15 protein-coding genes are annotated in these 15,589 nt (G+C 58.6%); 3 read left to right on the top strand and 12 right to left on the bottom strand.

Annotation, left to right across the window (positions count from 1 at the left end; genetic code table 11):
• Positions 1 to 7 precede the first annotated feature (7 nt).
• From ASE80_RS13350 to ASE80_RS13330, 5 genes are all read right to left on the bottom strand, one after another.
• Positions 8 to 1,039: a site-specific integrase gene (locus ASE80_RS13350; RefSeq protein ID WP_056859334.1), complete on the bottom strand. Its 1,032-nt coding sequence runs from the start codon at positions 1,037 to 1,039 to the stop codon at positions 8 to 10.
• A 375-nt stretch (positions 1,040 to 1,414) separates the two neighbouring features.
• Entirely contained in the window at positions 1,415 to 1,855 is a 441-nt protein-coding gene (locus ASE80_RS13345) for a hypothetical protein (protein ID WP_012723723.1), read from the bottom strand.
• Positions 1,852 to 3,735 carry a hypothetical protein gene (locus tag ASE80_RS13340; protein WP_056859333.1) on the bottom strand — a complete coding sequence of 628 codons (1,884 nt, stop codon included), beginning with the start codon at positions 3,733 to 3,735 and terminating at the stop codon, positions 1,852 to 1,854. The genes ASE80_RS13345 and ASE80_RS13340 overlap by 4 nt, the downstream gene beginning before the upstream one ends.
• Positions 3,732 to 5,411, bottom strand: a complete 1,680-nt coding sequence (locus ASE80_RS13335) for a hypothetical protein (protein WP_056859332.1) — start codon at positions 5,409 to 5,411, stop codon at positions 3,732 to 3,734. Before ASE80_RS13335 ends, ASE80_RS13340 begins: the two co-directional genes overlap by 4 nt.
• Positions 5,411 to 6,556 (bottom strand): tyrosine-type recombinase/integrase, encoded by a 1,146-nt coding sequence (locus ASE80_RS13330; RefSeq protein ID WP_056859331.1) that lies wholly within the window; start codon positions 6,554 to 6,556, stop codon positions 5,411 to 5,413. Before ASE80_RS13330 ends, ASE80_RS13335 begins: the two co-directional genes overlap by 1 nt.
• A gap of 105 nt (positions 6,557 to 6,661) precedes the next feature.
• Between ASE80_RS13330 and ASE80_RS13325 the strand changes: the two genes are divergently transcribed.
• Together ASE80_RS13325 and ASE80_RS13320 are read left to right on the top strand one after the other, a co-directional pair.
• Entirely contained in the window at positions 6,662 to 7,300 is a 639-nt protein-coding gene (locus ASE80_RS13325) for an isochorismatase family protein (RefSeq protein ID WP_056859330.1), read from the top strand.
• A gap of 226 nt (positions 7,301 to 7,526) precedes the next feature.
• Positions 7,527 to 7,883: a hypothetical protein gene (locus ASE80_RS13320; RefSeq protein WP_056859329.1), complete on the top strand. Its 357-nt coding sequence runs from the start codon at positions 7,527 to 7,529 to the stop codon at positions 7,881 to 7,883.
• A gap of 39 nt (positions 7,884 to 7,922) precedes the next feature.
• Here ASE80_RS13320 and ASE80_RS13315 read toward each other — a convergent pair whose 3' ends face one another.
• Genes ASE80_RS13315 through ASE80_RS13285 form a run of 7 tightly spaced genes read right to left on the bottom strand, consistent with a single transcriptional unit; the run spans position 7,923 to position 14,362 of the window.
• On the bottom strand, positions 7,923 to 8,954 hold the full coding sequence (locus ASE80_RS13315; RefSeq protein ID WP_056859328.1) for an ABC transporter substrate-binding protein: 1,032 nt from the start codon (positions 8,952 to 8,954) through the stop codon (positions 7,923 to 7,925).
• 14 nt (positions 8,955 to 8,968) lie between these two features.
• Positions 8,969 to 10,066: an NAD(P)/FAD-dependent oxidoreductase gene (locus tag ASE80_RS13310; protein WP_056859327.1), complete on the bottom strand. Its 1,098-nt coding sequence runs from the start codon at positions 10,064 to 10,066 to the stop codon at positions 8,969 to 8,971.
• On the bottom strand, positions 10,063 to 11,406 hold the full coding sequence (locus tag ASE80_RS13305) for an FAD/NAD(P)-dependent oxidoreductase (RefSeq protein ID WP_056859326.1): 1,344 nt from the start codon (positions 11,404 to 11,406) through the stop codon (positions 10,063 to 10,065). Before ASE80_RS13305 ends, ASE80_RS13310 begins: the two co-directional genes overlap by 4 nt.
• Positions 11,403 to 11,693, bottom strand: a complete 291-nt coding sequence (locus ASE80_RS13300; protein ID WP_056859325.1) for a (2Fe-2S)-binding protein — start codon at positions 11,691 to 11,693, stop codon at positions 11,403 to 11,405. The genes ASE80_RS13305 and ASE80_RS13300 overlap by 4 nt, the downstream gene beginning before the upstream one ends.
• Positions 11,693 to 12,487 carry an ABC transporter permease gene (locus tag ASE80_RS13295; protein ID WP_056859324.1) on the bottom strand — a complete coding sequence of 265 codons (795 nt, stop codon included), beginning with the start codon at positions 12,485 to 12,487 and terminating at the stop codon, positions 11,693 to 11,695. The genes ASE80_RS13300 and ASE80_RS13295 overlap by 1 nt, the downstream gene beginning before the upstream one ends.
• 4 nt (positions 12,488 to 12,491) lie before the next feature.
• The gene (locus ASE80_RS13290) at positions 12,492 to 13,337 is read right to left on the bottom strand and encodes an ABC transporter permease (protein WP_056859323.1); all 846 of its coding nucleotides are present in this window, start codon (positions 13,335 to 13,337) and stop codon (positions 12,492 to 12,494) included.
• Positions 13,334 to 14,362, bottom strand: a complete 1,029-nt coding sequence (locus tag ASE80_RS13285; RefSeq protein WP_056859322.1) for an ABC transporter ATP-binding protein — start codon at positions 14,360 to 14,362, stop codon at positions 13,334 to 13,336. Before ASE80_RS13285 ends, ASE80_RS13290 begins: the two co-directional genes overlap by 4 nt.
• A 242-nt stretch (positions 14,363 to 14,604) precedes the next feature.
• Between ASE80_RS13285 and ASE80_RS13280 the strand changes: the two genes are divergently transcribed.
• Positions 14,605 to 15,435: an IclR family transcriptional regulator gene (locus tag ASE80_RS13280; RefSeq protein WP_056859321.1), complete on the top strand. Its 831-nt coding sequence runs from the start codon at positions 14,605 to 14,607 to the stop codon at positions 15,433 to 15,435.
• Positions 15,436 to 15,589 lie beyond the last annotated feature (154 nt).

The raw sequence follows: 15,589 nt of genomic DNA, 5'->3' as shown, positions 1-15,589 counted from the left end.
CAAATCATCACTCCTCAGAGCTTGATTTCGGAATGCGCAGATACTTCATCGTCATCCCGCTAACCTGATGTCCCATGTTTTGCGCTATCCGCTCGAGAATATGTTTCGCAGCAACGTGGAGCATGGATTGGCGAATGGAGGATGCACGCCTCTGAGATGGATTAGCTATGGCCTCTCGCAAATAGACTCCAATAATCCGATGCATCTGCTCGAGCGACATTGGGGCATTGGCGTCGTTGTGAGAAGGGAAGAGGTAACCCATTGGAGGAATCTTTGCTTGGCGCACGTACTCGTCAATGAGGGTACCGAAGGCGGGCGGCATGAAGAGCTGATCACTACTACTGCGCGCTTTAAAATTCTTGATCCGTAGGAGAGAGTGCTCGTCAGTAGTGTAAACGTCATGAGCTTTGACGTTTAGCAGTTCAAGCGGACGAATACCTTGCAGCAAACCCAGGCACAAACATTGGTCATGAAGACTACCCTTGCGCTCTACAACCTCCCAAAAGCTTTTCAGTTCTTCTTGGCTGATGGGGTCTGCTGGAGGCTTCAGAAGCTCTGCACTCAGATCGCCGCGTAAGTGTGCGGGACGCTTCGACTGTCCCTGATTGGCAGCCCCAGCCAGCTCATTGGCTGGCCTTGTGATTAATTCAAAGACGGACTGAGAAGCGAGAGTACCAGCCTGTTGTGAGCGTGAAGTCTGGAACACGGCAAGCTCGTGTAGGGGCAGCAACCTTACCAAGTGGTTGACGTCGCGCTCGCTCATGTCAGTTACTTTCTTCGACTGACAGAAATCGGTAATAGAGTTACTGATCCCGTCCCTGACTTCATCCTGAGTAGGCACGGCGACAGTCTTGGCGTGCTCGTTAGCCGATTTTTGCAGATCATGAAGATCCTGATAGCCAAGACCCTTCGAGAGGATTTCTTGCGAGGATGCGAGGGATAGGGAAAAAGTGCTCCGCCAATTGCGCTGGAGCTTTTTGGCGATACGGTTGAAGCCGTATTTGACACGAAGGTCGGCAAGAGAGATTGGTGCACGCATAGCATCCTCCAATTCGCCAGCGGTGTCGGCTGCCCTCTGACTATTGTCGGAATGCATGTGAAGCAAAAGAGGTGAAGCACCCTGTGGCTATACCGCCTTGGCGAACCGACCGCCCGATCTCGACTAGGGAACCGAGGCGGTCAAGTTAGCATATTCGTAGCGCTTGTCTATTGGATCAAATGGACGACCTAGATGCGTCCACGTGACTGATAAGGCAAGCGGAGCGCGCAGAGCATGAGGATGGAAGCCCGCAGGGCCAAGACTCGCCGTAGACAGGCTTGGTTAGCGACAGCCGTCCGCGCAGGGGCATGCCACGGCAACAGTAGCATCAATGACTATTTGCTTTCTCTTGATGTCAATGAACGGAGGACTTCTTCAGATGCCAGGTTTATCCATGCGGGTGGACGAAACCAGTTCAACCACATTTCGCTCTTTCACCTTAGCCTTTAGGGTCTCGTTCTCGTACAGCAGTACCTCATTGATGGATGCGAGTCTGGCGAGCTTGGCCTGAAGCTCCTCAATCTCATGACGGTAGCCCTTAGACTTCTGACGCTCGGCAATCAGATCCTGATGTTTTACATCTCGCATGGCACGACTAGATCGCCCTTGGATCAGTCGTATCTCCTCAGCGATTGCTGGGTAATGATTATGGATGAGCGCCGTCGATACTCCGGCCTCACGGGCCACAGCGGCGATGGTCACCTTAGTTTCACCGGTACGAGCCCGACCTTTTTGGATGGCATAGATGGCTAGCTTCAGATCCTTCGCTCGATCCACAGCAGGCTTGTAATTGGATGATTTGTCCTTGCTCTTCATGCACTCAGATCCTCAGGAGGCATATCCAGTTGCACTAATACCTCCCGGCAGCGGTTCAGATCGCGCTTCACGCGTAGGCGACCTCCTTCGCCAATGTCCTTGCAGAGCAGCAGCTCTTTCAGATCATCGTAGAGTCGCTGGTAGATGGGGGCGTGGATACTCCCGATCACCGATTGGTCGCAGCCAGTGCAGCGGGTGCGTTCGAGGGTATTGCCGACACAGCCGTCGTTGTCTGCCGTACACCAGGCATGGCCGTTGCTGCGGATGGCTGTGCTCTCAGAGACGGACTTCAGCATTGAGGCACGATCTTTGAAGATCAGCAGGTTTTGAGGGTCTCGCTGCCATCCCTTGATGGAGCGTCCATAGCCTCCTGCCAACGATTCATCGCCCATCCAGTTATCGACGACGCCGAGTTTGATGTCCTCCAGCTCATCTTGGATTTCCATGTAAAGGTCAAGATCGAGATGCTGCCCCCAGCCATCGTCCATGGCATAGCCAAGGGTCATGTCCAATGACCAATGGGCAAAATGCTCTTTGAGGTATCGTAGGTCTCCGAAGCGGCTGTGCGCGGCATAGTTAGCGAATTTACGACGAAATTGATGGCTGGTAAGATTCCAACTTAGCTTGCAGTCGTGGGAAAAGCTCTTGAGATAGTCGTCCCAAGAGCTACCAGAAAGGGTACGCGAACCAATCCCTTCGAAAGCGGTTGTAGTGAGAAAGAGTGAATGGCGATGCTTTTGAGCTTCTGCGATGAGCGGGTCGTGGGGGTTGGTGCGACGTCGCTGAATAATCTCAGCCGCGATCTTCGCTTGATATGGAGCAGCCCAACGCTCCATGATACGCAGGGCCCGTACTGCGATCTCTGGAATCATCCAGTCGTGGATCCCTTCATCAGTCTTCTCGGATTTAGAACGCATCCAATGATAGATCGTACCTTCGTCGTCCTCAGTGCGGTGGTGGGCGTTCGACTGCAGATTGGCCAGCTCGTGGTTCCGACAACCCGAGGTACTCGCCAGGACTATATAGCAGGACGTCCGCAGGGACATCAGCGCCGTATTTAAAGTTCGCACACCACCATCCCAGCCCTTAGCTTTCAAGTGCTTATTTTTTGCCTTATATATGCCTCCAGCAAGGCGGCCCCTGCTCTCTACTGCGATAACATCAAGATCATCTCGGAGGTTTAGTAACAACCTTCCGTCTTCAACCTGTCTGTATGCTCGCTCGAAGATCGTGCAAAATATCTCATCGGACATAAGCGGTGTTCGGCCGCTGCTGGCTATACCAAGTTGTCCTGCCATCGCCTTCGCAGAAGTGCCCTGCCACGGATGCCCCGGCATCTGATCGTCTGTATATTGGCTCAACTCATAAATCGCCTCTACTGCGTCGTAGCGGCTATTTAGCGCATTGAGTGTAAGGGGTTTCTCAGATTTTTTGATCTGCCGATAGGCCTTGCAGGCGGTCACATAGGTTGCTGCGATCAAGGGCGTTACCGCACCAAGGTTTGCGATATCAAGCTTCTCTAAGTGACGTAGAAATGGCTGCATGTTATTAGCCAGATCTCGAATCGTATTGCCCCTCGGTCGGCCTGCCTCTAGTCGACCTCGTCGGATGTAGCGATAAAGTATAGCCTTCATCACTGCTCGGAATGCTGGTGGCATGCTGCTGAAATTGAGCCGTCTTGAGGATGCCCTCACGTTGCTTGGAAAACCTTCAAGGTGCCAGACGTCGTCACCGTACCGGCTGCGGATGATCCACTGTCCATCGACCTGAGTTGCCGTGATGATTAGCTTGTCGCGCTCTGAGTTACTAAGCCCGCGAACATCGCTCGGCTGATCCTTCAGGGGCGGCCACGGCAGGTCTTCTGATACCTTTTCACTCATGAAAAGATCTCCAAGCTGGCAATCAGGTCAACTGACCAGAACGGATGTGGATTGGTACGGGCGCGCTCGCGAGCAGCGTCTACCGCTGCCGTTTTGAAAACTCCGCGACGAAGTCCTTCCGCAACGATATAGTTATCGATAAGGCGAGGGATATGCGCATATTCACGTGCCCAGCGCCCCTTGTACATGCGAGAGCGTTCACTCAACACTCGAAAGTAAAAACTGAACAATTTGTACAGGTCTTCGGCGGTCACTGCGTAGTCTTTGCAGCGGAGGCAGTTCATGAAATTCATGCATGTAGCTCCTTCACGTTTCGGAGCGAATTGACCATTTTCTGGATCGCCGCAGCGGCCCAGAGGGTTTTCCTTATAGGTAGCACCAATGGTCGCAGTCAGTAGTTCTCCCACCAGTACCTCCCCCATAAACCGCCAGTTTCGACGGGCTTCCTCAGTCGGAGCTAAATAGTTCTGGTCGGTTACCCGTGGGGTGTTCCCAAGAGCAACGGCGGTGGTTGCGAGGTCTCCATCAGTAAGCTCAAAAATTCGATTTCCAAATGTCTTGCGCAAGCGGGAAATATTGATTCGCAGTGGCTTTCCATCGCTATCTTTCAGGCCATAATCAGCTACAAGACGGTTTATTCCGTAATCCACCATACGCGCCTGCAGCTCTGTGACTTGGCCGATTGATCTTATGGTTCGACTTCGAAACAGCCATACACGGCCTTTGATGTCAGGCGGTGCTTCTGCATCCAAATGCTCAGTCAAGGCGATCACGCGGCGGATCAAACGCTCAACGTTAGTTCTAACGCTGGGTGTTGCTTCTAATAGACGCTCAGCTTTCGACTCAGCGCGCAAAACTACTTTGCTGGAGCTATAACCACGTCGCTTCCATAGCACCAAAAACACCGTGTCGTCCTTGGGGTGCGCGCGCAAGCAATTGCGGCCCATTTCCAGCAAAGGAGTGGTATTGCGGCCAGTGTGCAAAGCAACTATGAGTAACGCATAGACCAATAGTTCGCTGGTTACCGTCGGTACATCGGCCCATATTGGTTTGATGGCTTGTCGTAGAGCTGCCGCAAACTCTTTCCGCTCGCGCTTGGACAGCGCCGTCTCGCCCTTGGCTTTACGAGTGGAGTTCGGAAAAGGATTACGTGGAAAGGTGGCTTCGCCGCCAGATGCGACCAGTGGAAAGATACCTCGTTGCGCGAGAGCAACCAGTACAGACTTTGTTTTTCCGTACGCGTTTTTCTGTCCGTTAGTCGTTAGACCGTTTCCAGACAGATGGCCGAGATAACTATCGATGAGTATTCGGTTCACATCATTCAATGTTAAGTCACGTTCGAAAGCCATCGCTTGGAGCATGCAGAAATCAAGGAAATATTTCAGACCAGCGGTGCAAAGGCCGACGACCGTAGCAACCGAGAGGTCGCCTTCTTGCCCTAATAAGAAGCGCTCAATTTGGCGCTGACACGCGTAGGTAATGGAGTCAATTCCAGATCCGTACCATCGTGCAAAATCAAATCCTCGACGGCTGGAGCTATTACGTCCGAACGCTACCGAGGTGTCCGCCGGAGGAATCACCTCGGGCAGAATGTACACGTTGCCCTCTGTGTCGAAGCCGTGTTCGACTTTCGGGACGCTGAGATCAGTCTTGATAAATACTTTGCGCTTCCCCATCAGGCTACACCCGCCATTTCGCTCAGCTCGTCGTCATATGCCAGCACGGCTTCATCGGCCATTTCGTTGACCAAATGCAGGTAGATCATCGTGGTTTGAATGGAGCTGTGGCCAAGTTGACGTTGCAGATACGTTAGAGGATCGATCCCGTTCTGCGGGGTGCGCTGAAGGTTGAACAGGGTGTGGGTCGCGTAGGTATGGCGCAGCATATGCGCATGGACTTCAAACCCTGCCTGCTTGCCAGTCTGGTTGATTATCCGATTCAGGCTCTTGCCAGCACTGCTATAGGGTTCTCCGAGACGGTTGAGGAGAAGCGCCTTTTGGTTCTTGCCCAGAGATGCCCGCTCGCCACGCACCTTAGAGTGGTAGCGGTAGAGCTCGGACATGAACTTGCGACTAATCCAGATATATCGCTCCTTGCTACCCTTGGTTTCCATCCCGGTGCCGTCGCACGGATCAAGCTTAATTCGGAGATTGCGTTCGATTCGACCAGCTTTGTCCGGGTCGAAAATATACGCCTCCGGGAAAGTAGCCAGTTCGTTACGACGCAATCCTGTGCGTAGTGCCAGTTGAATCATGATTCGGTGATGTGGATTTTCTGCTGCGGTCAGGAGCGACTTGGCCTCGGCCATGCTCAGAAACTTGGGAAGTTGCTTGTGATGGCGCGGCATCACATCGTTCACCAAGACCTTGCCGCCACTGGCGTCGATATGTTCAAGGAAGCTGTTTTGGCGCGGCACTGTACGTTCTTCGTGACTGAACGGCAGACGCTTCACCCAGCCTTTGTCTAGAGCGAATTCGTAGAACTTGCAGATGTACGTCATTCGCTGGCGAGTAGTGTTTGATCCCAGATCGCATGTCTTCAGGCAGTAATCCCTGTAGGCGGCCAGAAGGCTCTTGGCCTCTCCGCGATCTACGTCCCGCCAATCAAGTTGATGGGCTTGTAGGAAACTGAAGTAGTCGTAAAGTGCTCGTCCGGTATTCGGCCAGGATAGATCCGAGCCGATTTCTCCGCGAAGTAGGTAGAAGCGGAAGAACTGATTGGCGGGAGTGCAGCTCTCCATCGAGTCCCACAGCAGAATCGGAAATCCTCGGTACGGATGTCCTGCGATCAAGAAATCCTCTGTGCCCCACACAAGCTCCATCTACCACCCATTCATCAACCGATCACGTTTGCTCTGTCTGCATGGATTGCATGAAGGCTATTACTGCTGCCCTCTACTCTCCGTCAGATAGACCTAAGATCTTTAATATCATGCAGATGTAACTGTTACAAGGTGCCAGAACAAAAGAGTTTCACGCCGTTGTGCCCCAATGAACTGCCGGTGGCCGGTGGCGATCAGATCGGTGCCGAACTCAACTACATGGCCAGTCTTGCCGGTTATCGTGTCGGCAGCAAAGACGCCCATACCCCGCACGCCCCGTGGGTGGTCACGCAGCCTGGCGACATGCTGAAACCCACCGGCCTTGAGCATGCCGACCTCACCTGGCTCAGTCATTGTGTGCCGGGCACTGAAGGCTTCACCTTGCTCGACGAGTTACCCACGCCGTATGACTACGACTACTTCATCTGGAAGGGCGTTGAACCCGACCTGCATCCCTATGGCGCCTGTTACCACGACCTGCACGACAAGCTGTCCACCGGGGTTATCGAGTACCTCAAGGCCCAGGGCGTGCGCCGTGTGATCGTGGGGGGCCTGGCCCTGGACTTCTGCGTCAAGACCACCGCCTTGCAACTGCTCAAGGCTGGCCTGGAAGTGGTTCTGCACCTGCCGGCGTGCCGAGGCATCAGCGAGGCGGGCGGTGCGGCGGCGGTAACGGACTTGCGTAATGCCGGTGCAGCGATCAGCCGTAGCCGCGAAGAACTCGCCGCGATGGCGACGCGTTAAGGCGCATAGCTATCACCCAATACCTGCTTTCCTGTGGGAATCGATGATTCGCGGCTAGACCGGTAACGTTGCGCGCAAAAAACGAGACGCGTCCTACATCAATCATCGGGCGTTACTGATTACCCTCACGCTTTTGCACGAGCGGCCTTGACGGGCCGGGGAGCGCTGTCGCGTGAGGGAGTCAACTGCAAACCGTCTTGCCCGGTGCCTGCCTGAATTTCTGCTTATGGTCGTTGTAAGCCTGCTTTCAGGCGGCGCCGCTGGCTTCCTGGCGAGCACCACCTATTTGCGCCGCCTTGGCCCGGCGATGCAAACCGGATGTAGCGTTGCGCTGTTGCTGGGCTTGATGATTTTATCCGGCCTTGGCCATTGGATGCTGGCACGTGGGCGCGTTGCTTCCACTGGATGGCAGACGGGCTATTTTGTCCTCTGCTTGATAGTGGTGACCCCGACCATTCAATACCGGCCCCACGCGCTGGCTTATCTGTTGGGGGTTGCGTTTCCACTGCTGGGAATACTTCTGCTAAACACTTACCGCTATCACGACATGCGACTGAAACTGGCAAACATTCGCTGCCAGTAGCTCCCGCGCAGTCGCGCGGGAGCACGCCACGCCTGCCCGCTACCGCTCAATCGAGCGGCTCCACCGCGCATTCCACTCCGGCCGCGCCTGGTTGACCTGGTCCCAATCAATCGAAATCGCTGTCTGCAAGTAGCCTTGCATGGCCTCCACCCGTGCGCGGGTTTTGTCGGTGGTCGGCGTAGTCGGGTTCGACGGGATTTGGTCACCTTCTTCCAGCGCCGGCGCCTGGGCCTCTGCCGTCAGCAAGAAGGCCGCGAGTTTCTGCGCCAGTTGCGGCTGGTCATTACGCGCAATGACACACTCGGCCACGTTGAGCACCACTGCGCCTTCCTTGGGCTGGGCGTATTCCATCGGGATGCCGAGCAATTGCTGCGTGGTCACTTGAGTCGGGGTGAGCGGGAAGATCGCGGCTTCGTCGGTCTGCACCATCTCGGAGATTTTCGCGGAGCTGGCGATGTATTCCAGCACGTTGGGGCCGATGGTTTTTGGCCAGGCCTTGAAGCCCGGCTCCACGTTGGTCTCGGAGCCGCCCTGGATGCGGTTGAACATCAAGAAGCCGTGCAGGCCGAAGGTGGAGGAGGCCAGGGACTGAAACACCACTTTGTCTTTGAATCTTGGATCGGCCAGGTCCATCCATGAGGTGGGCGCCGCCCAGCCTTTTTCCTTGAACATCTTGGCGTTGTAGCCCAGGCCCGTGACGCCCAGGGTTACGGCGACCGCTTCTTCCTTGATTTTCGCCTTGGCCGGGATCTGGTCCAGGGTCGGGTTGGGTGTGAGTTTGTCGCACAGGCCCATGGAAATGGCGCGGTACATGATGCCGTCGTCGAGGAACATCACGTGCATCTGCGGGTTGTCTTTGTTGGCCTGGACCTTGGCGAGGATGTCCGACGAGGTGCCGGGCACGATCACCACCTTGACGTTATTGGCTTTCTCGAACGCGGGCAGCACCTTGTCGGCGTACACCCGTTCCATGGTGCCGCCGTTCATGCCCAGGTACAGCGTCGGCGCGGCATGGGCGGTGGCGGTGAGCAAGGCGAAGGGCAAGCAGGACAGCGCGATACGTGGGTTCATGGGTGTTTTTCCTCTCAGGCTTGGAAACGACGAATGGAAAACGCTTCGATGGGTTGGCGGCTGGCACCTGTGCAGACGATCTCTGCCAGGGCTTCACCGACGGCGGGGCCGAGCTGGAACCCGGCGCCGGCAAAGCCGAAACCGTGGAGCAGGCCAGGTTGGGTGCTGCTGGGGCCGATCACCGGTTCGTGATCGGGTAAGTAACCTTCGGTGCCGCTCCAGGTACGAATCGCCTGGGCACCCTTGAGAAACGGGTACAGCTCGCCGGCATTGCGCAGAATCTCCAATACCGCCGCTTGCCCGGGGCGCGCCGTCAGCGGGCCAAGGGCAAAACCACGGCCGCCGCCGAGGATGCAATTGCCACGGGCGACCTGGCGCGCATAAATCCCGCCGCCTTCAACGCCGGTGCTCACGTTCATCACCACCGGCAGCGGCTCGGTGACCAGCATCGCCGGGTGCGCCGAGGTGATCGGCACCGGCTCGCCAAATTGCGCGGCGAGCTTGCCGGCCCAGGCCCCCGCGCAGTTCAGCAACCACGGCGCTTGCAGGTGCAGGCCATTGGCGCAGCGCACCTGGAAGCACTGGCCGTCATGTTCGATCTGAGTCACTTCGGCCTGCTCGTGCACCGCCGCGCCAAGGCGCTGCGCCGCACGGGCGAAAGCAGGCGACACCAAACGCGGGTTGGCATGCCCGTCTTCGGGGCACAGCGAAGCGCCCACCGCGATGTCGCCCACCCACGGGAAGCGTGCGCGCAGCTCGGTGTAGTCCAGCAATTGCAAGCCCAGGCCAAACCCACGGGTCTGTTCGGCATAGGCTTGCAGCGCGGCAAAATCCCCATGGCTGCGCGCCAGTTTCAAATGCCCGGAGCGCACGTACTCGCCGTCGATGCCGATCAACCCCGGCAGGTCGGCCCACAGTTCATGAGCCCGTTGTGACAGTGGCAGTTGGTGCAAGGGGCGGCCTTGGCGGCGCACACCGCCGTAATTCACGCCGCTGGAGTGCGAGCCACAAAAGTCTCGCTCCACCAAGGCCACACGCTGGCCTTTGTGCGCGAGCATCAAGGCCGCCGATGCGCCGACGATGCCGCCGCCCAACACGATCACATCGATCATGGCTGCACCTGCACACCAAACGGCAGCGGCTTGATCGGCGCCTGACCGCGCAGGCGGCCAACGTCGTGTATGGCGCGACCGCTGCGCTCGGCCACAACCTCTGCGGCCGCCAGCCCACACATGCGGCCCTGGCAGCGGCCCATGCCGACCCGGCAATGGGCTTTGACCCGGTTGATTTCCCAGTGGCCTTCATCGACGACGGCGCGCACGTCGCCGACGCTGACTTCTTCGCAGCGGCACAGGATTAACGCATCCGGCGCCTGCGCGGCCCATTGCTCAGGGAAAGGGAACGCGGTTTCCAGCCCATGGCGAAAGCGCTGGATACCCGCCAGTTGCTGCTCAAGCAGCGCAGGGCGAAGCGGATCGATGGCGACGCCTGAATCTTCCAGTACCGCCAACGCCGCCCGTTCACCGGCCATTTGCGCGGCATCGGCGCCCATGATCCCGGCCCCGTCGCCCGCCAGGTACACGCCGCTGACGCTGCTGCGCCCGGCACTGTCGCGTTGTGGCAGCCAGGCGCGGTTCAAAGGGTTCCAGGCAAACTCACAGCCGAGCAAATCCGCCAGTTGCGTTTCGCTGCGCAGCGCATGGGCGAACGCCACGGCATCGCATTCCAGCACCCGCTTGCCCCAGCGGATGCCACGCACCCGTTGCTCGCCGTCGATCTGCTGGAGCGTCGCGCCCTGATGCACGGGCACCCCATGGAAGGTGAGCCAGGCACGGTAATAAATGCCTTTGGCCAGGGTCGCCGGTTGCCCCAGCAGCGCCGGCAAAGCACGGCACTGGGCACTGAACGGCGCGCTGTCGAGCACCGCCACCACCTTGGCCCCGGCCTTGGCGTATTGGTAGGCGACCAGATACAGCAACGGCCCACTGCCACACAACGCCACGCGCTCACCAATGGCACAGCCCTGATACTTCAATGCGATTTGCGCAGCGCCCAGGCTGTAGACACCGGGCAAGGTCCAGCCCGGCACCGGCAGAATGCGGTCGGTGGCGCCGGTGGCGACGATAATCCGGGCGTATTCCACGCTTTCGGCGTGGCCGTTATTCAACATGTCCAGACGACCGTCCTCGGCATTCCACACCAGGGTTTCGGGCCGGTAGTCGATCAGCGGCGCCAACTCATCCAGTGTGCGGTGCACAGCCGTGGCCTTGGCCGCTTCAAAGCCATACAGTTGCTTGGGCGAACGCTGAAAATTAGCCGGTTGGCGTCGATAGATCTGCCCGCCGCCGCGCAGGCTTTCATCCACCAGGCAAGGCGTGATGCCATGGTCGAGCAAGGTACGCGCTGCACTGATGCCCGCCGGGCCTGCGCCGACAATCACGATCGGTTTCATGCCTGACGCCCCGGATCGCGGCTGATCGCCTGGCCCTCTTGCAACAGCGTCGAGCAAGCCCGCACACGGTGGCCATCCTCCAGCCGCACCCAGCAGTCCTGGCACGCGCCCATCAGGCAAAAACCGGCGCGGCGTTCGGCGCTGAAATCGCTGCCGCGCAGGTGTTCGGCGCAGGTCAATATGGCGGTGAGCAATGTGTCGCCCAGCAAGCCGCTGGCCGGTTGACCATCAAGGGTAAAGGCCAGGGCAGGGCGGCGGGTTTCGGCCAAGCGCTTGAACAAGGCCATCAATGTTTCCCCACCAGTACGCGGTCCAGGCCATACACCCGGTCGAGCAGGATCATGGTGGCTGCGGTGAGTGCAATGACCAGCGCCGACACCGCCGCCATCATCGGGTCGATGGACTCGGTGGCGTACACATACATGCGCACCGGCAGGGTTTGCGTGGCTGGCGAGCTGACAAAAATAGACAGGGTCACTTCATCGAAACTGTTGATGAACGCCAGCAACCAGCCGCCGGCCACACCCGGCAGAATCATCGGCAAGGTGATTTGACGGAACAGCGTGAAACGCCCGGCACCCAGGGATTCGGCGGCTTGCTCGGCACTGCGATCAATACCAATGGCCGCCGCCAACACCAGGCGCAGTACATATGGCGTGATGATCACCACGTGCGCCAGCATCAGCCAGGTGAAGCTGCCGTTGACGCCCATCAGTGCAAACAGACGCAGCATCGCCACGCCCAGCACCAGGTGCGGGATGATGATGGGCGACAGGAACAACGCGCTGAAAAAGTTGCGCCCCGGGAACTGATAGCGGCTGATCGCCAAGGCGGCGGGCACTGCAATCAGGGTCGCCAGGGTGGCGGCGGTAAACGCCAGGATCAGGCTGTTGTAAAACGCCTGGATAAAGTCGGCACGCTCGAACACTGCCCGAAACCAGCGCAGCGAGAAGCCCGAGGTGGGCAGGCTCAACGTGTTTTCCGGGGTGACGGCCACCAGGCACACCACCACCAGTGGCGCCATCATGAACAGCACCACCAAACTATGGAAACCGAGGGCCAAAGGACCGTTTCTGGACATGCGCTTAAACCCCCAGGGACTTTTTGTAGCGGCTTTCGACCATGCGGTTCCAGCTCAGCATGATCAGCAAGTTGACCAACAGCAGCACCACCGCAATGGTCGCGCCCATGGGCCAGTTGAGTTCCGAGAGGTACTGGTCGTAGACCACGGTGGCGACCATTTTCAGGCGCCGCCCACCCAGCAGGCCGGGGATCGCAAACGAACTGGCAGCCAGGCCGAACACGATCAAGGTGCCGGACAGCACGCCAGGCATCACTTGCGGCAACACGATCTTGCGCATCACCGTGGCCTGGCTGGCGCCCAGTGACAACGCCGCCTGTTCCGCTGACGGGTCGAGCTTTTGCAGCGAGGTCCACACCGGGATGATCATGAACGGCAGCATCACGTGCACCAATGCGATCACCACCGCGAACGGCGTGTACAGCAGCTTCACCGGGCGCCCGCCGAGGAACTGAATCACCTGGTTGACCAGCCCATCGGCGCCGAGCAACAAGCTCCAGCCGAAGGCGCGCACCACCACCGAAATCAGCAGCGGCGTGAGGATCACAATCAAAAAGATCGAGCGCCACGGCGTGCCCATGCGGCTGAGGATGTAGGCTTCGGGTACGCCGATCACTACACACAGCAGAGTCACCAGGGCGCTGATCCAGAAGGTGCGCCAGAAGATCTCGTAGAAGTACGCATCGCTGAACAGCGACAGGTAATGGGCGAAGGTCCACTCATCGGCCTTCACGCCCACCTGGTAGTCGAACACGTTGAACGACAGCACCAGGGTCATGCACAGCGGCAGGATCAGCAGGCCGCTGAACAGCAGCAGCGCCGGCAGCGACAACAGATAACCGCGGCTCATGCGCGCACCTCATCCGCCGCCAGCACGCGCAGCAATTCGGCGTGCCAGTCCAGGCCCACCGCCGCGCCGCAGCCGAGCGGCGCGCTGCCGTCGTTGCTGCGCACCACGGTGATTTCGCCCAGAGACGTTTGGATGCGGTAGAGCCACTGGCTGCCGAAGAAATAACTGTCGAGAACCTTGCCTTGCAGGCGGCCTGCACCTGCATCCACCAGCTGGATTTTTTCCGGGCGCAGGCTCAGGACCAGTTCGCCTTTGCCGCCGGTATGACGCACTTGGGGAGTGCCGAATTCGTCGTAGTCACCGGCCAGCAGGTTGGCCTTGCCGACAAAGTCCGAGATAAACCGCGTACGTGGGTGTTCGTAGAGCTTGTAGGGCGCGTCGATCTGGGTCACGCGCCCGGCCTGCATCACCACCACCCGGTCGCTGATCGACAGGGCTTCGGCCTGATCGTGGGTGACCATCAAGGTGGTGATGCCCACGGCGCACTGGATGCGGCGGATTTCAAACTGCATTTCTTCGCGCAGGTTGGCATCGAGGTTGGACAGCGGCTCATCCAGCAGCAGCACGGGCGGTTCGATCACCAGCGCACGCGCCAGGGCCACACGTTGGCGCTGGCCGCCGGACAACTCACGTGGGTAGCGTTCGGCGTGCGGGGCCAGGCGCACCAGCTCCAACACGGTTTTGACTTTGCTGGCGATCTCGGCGGCCGGCACTTTGCGCATCTTCAGGCCGAAGGCGACGTTGTCGCGCACGCTCATATGCGGGAACAGCGCGTAGCTCTGGAACACCACGCCCAAGCCACGGCTGGCGGGTTTGGCGTGGGTGATGTCGCGGCCGTCGAGCAGGATCTGCCCGCCGCTCACGTCCACAAAGCCGGCGATCATTTGCAGGGTGGTGGTCTTGCCGCAACCTGATGGGCCGAGCAGGGAGACGAACTCGCCTTTTTCCACTGCAAGGTCGGTGGCGACCACAGCGTCGACGGCGCCGTAGCGTTTGCTCAAGGCGTTGAGTTGGAGAAAAGCCATGTCTGCGTTCCACCTTTTTTGAGTCGCGTCGAAACGCGCTTTTTTGTTTTGGGCAGATGCGAAAAGAGTGTTGCGGGTGCGTTGGCGCTCGATCTCAAGTCAGCTGCCGGTTGTTGTTCATCTCGCCCCTGTGGACGCAGATTAGGACGAAGACTAGGATGGGCGGAAGATGGAATTTCACTGAACGGACTATTATTTTCAGATTTATTCACTCACTAGAATTTAACCCGAGATTACGCGTTATGGATTCCACTGATCGGAATGAAAACCCTAAGGAAGTTGGCGCGGGCAGCGTGTCTCGTCTGTTTGCGTTATTGCGCACCTTGGGCGAAGTGCCCGAAGGCGGCGAGCGCGTGACCCAGCTCGCGCAGCAAGTCGGCCTGTCGCAGCCCACTACGCACCGCCTGCTGCGCAGCCTGATGGACGAAGGCATGGTTGAGCAGGATGCGCGCAGCAAGCGCTACCGCCTGAGCCTGGAGTTCTTCGCCCTGGCGGCCAACGCCGGCAAGACCGGCAACCTGCGCGACCTGGTGCGCCCGAGCATGTTGCGCCTGAGTGCGTCATTGGGCGATTCACTGTTTCTGCTGGCGCGCAGCGGCTTTGATGCGATCTGCCTGGACCGCAGCGAAGGGCCGTATCCGATTCGCACCTTCACTGGCGATATCGGCGGGCGTGTGGCGCTCGGCGTGGGGCAGGGCAGCCTGGCGATTCTGGCGTTCTTGCCGGAAGAAGAGCGTGAGACGGTGATCCGCTACAACTTGCCACGCCTCAAGGATTTTCACCTGTATGACGAAGTGCTGCTGCGCTCCGAGGTCGAGAATGTGCGGCGCCTGGGTTATGCGGCACGCAATACCGGTGTGCTCGAAGGCATGGCCGGGTTGGCGGTGCCGATTCTGAATCGGGATGGGCATGCGGTGGCGGCGTTGAGTGTGGCGACCATCAGTGACCGCTTGGGGCCAAGCCGGTTGCCGATGGTGGTGGAGTTGCTCAAGCGCGAAGCGGCAGCGATCGGGCCACGGATCAATCCGTTTGATCCGACGTTGCGGCGGCCGTCGCAGACCTTTGGTGGCTAGCCGGTCTCAGCCACGATGCAAGTCCACTGTGGGAGCTGGCTTGCCTGCGATAGCGGTAAACCAGTCGCCGAAGATGCAAGCTGCCAAATCGCAATCGCAGGCAAGCCAGCTCCCACAGGTTCAGGTTGCAGCTAACGCGACAAGTGTGTGGCCG

Origin of the sequence: Pseudomonas sp. Leaf15 (assembly GCF_001421425.1) — a bacterium.
GTDB classification, from domain to species: Bacteria; Pseudomonadota; Gammaproteobacteria; order Pseudomonadales; family Pseudomonadaceae; genus Aquipseudomonas; species Aquipseudomonas salomonii.
Note: the sequence above shows the minus strand (reverse complement) of the source record. Positions and strands in the feature narration are given on the sequence as shown.

Excerpts from the sequence above, each read along its gene's own strand:
- ASE80_RS13345 (WP_012723723.1), bottom strand. The coding sequence starts at position 1,855 with ATGAAGAGCAAGGACAAATCATCCAATTACAAGCCTGCTGTGGATCGA.
- ASE80_RS13335 (WP_056859332.1), bottom strand. The coding sequence starts at position 5,411 with ATGGGGAAGCGCAAAGTATTTATCAAGACTGATCTCAGCGTCCCGAAA.
- ASE80_RS13320 (WP_056859329.1), top strand. The coding sequence starts at position 7,527 with ATGGTCGTTGTAAGCCTGCTTTCAGGCGGCGCCGCTGGCTTCCTGGCG.
- ASE80_RS13310 (WP_056859327.1), bottom strand. The coding sequence starts at position 10,066 with ATGATCGATGTGATCGTGTTGGGCGGCGGCATCGTCGGCGCATCGGCG.
- ASE80_RS13305 (WP_056859326.1), bottom strand. The coding sequence starts at position 11,406 with ATGAAACCGATCGTGATTGTCGGCGCAGGCCCGGCGGGCATCAGTGCA.
- ASE80_RS13295 (WP_056859324.1), bottom strand. The coding sequence starts at position 12,487 with ATGTCCAGAAACGGTCCTTTGGCCCTCGGTTTCCATAGTTTGGTGGTG.
- ASE80_RS13290 (WP_056859323.1), bottom strand. The coding sequence starts at position 13,337 with ATGAGCCGCGGTTATCTGTTGTCGCTGCCGGCGCTGCTGCTGTTCAGC.
- ASE80_RS13300 (WP_056859325.1), bottom strand. The coding sequence starts at position 11,693 with ATGGCCTTGTTCAAGCGCTTGGCCGAAACCCGCCGCCCTGCCCTGGCC.
- ASE80_RS13330 (WP_056859331.1), bottom strand. The coding sequence starts at position 6,556 with ATGGAGCTTGTGTGGGGCACAGAGGATTTCTTGATCGCAGGACATCCG.
- ASE80_RS13280 (WP_056859321.1), top strand. The coding sequence starts at position 14,605 with ATGGATTCCACTGATCGGAATGAAAACCCTAAGGAAGTTGGCGCGGGC.
- ASE80_RS13340 (WP_056859333.1), bottom strand. The coding sequence starts at position 3,735 with ATGAGTGAAAAGGTATCAGAAGACCTGCCGTGGCCGCCCCTGAAGGAT.
- ASE80_RS13285 (WP_056859322.1), bottom strand. The coding sequence starts at position 14,362 with ATGGCTTTTCTCCAACTCAACGCCTTGAGCAAACGCTACGGCGCCGTC.
- ASE80_RS13350 (WP_056859334.1), bottom strand. The coding sequence starts at position 1,039 with ATGCGTGCACCAATCTCTCTTGCCGACCTTCGTGTCAAATACGGCTTC.
- ASE80_RS13315 (WP_056859328.1), bottom strand. The coding sequence starts at position 8,954 with ATGAACCCACGTATCGCGCTGTCCTGCTTGCCCTTCGCCTTGCTCACC.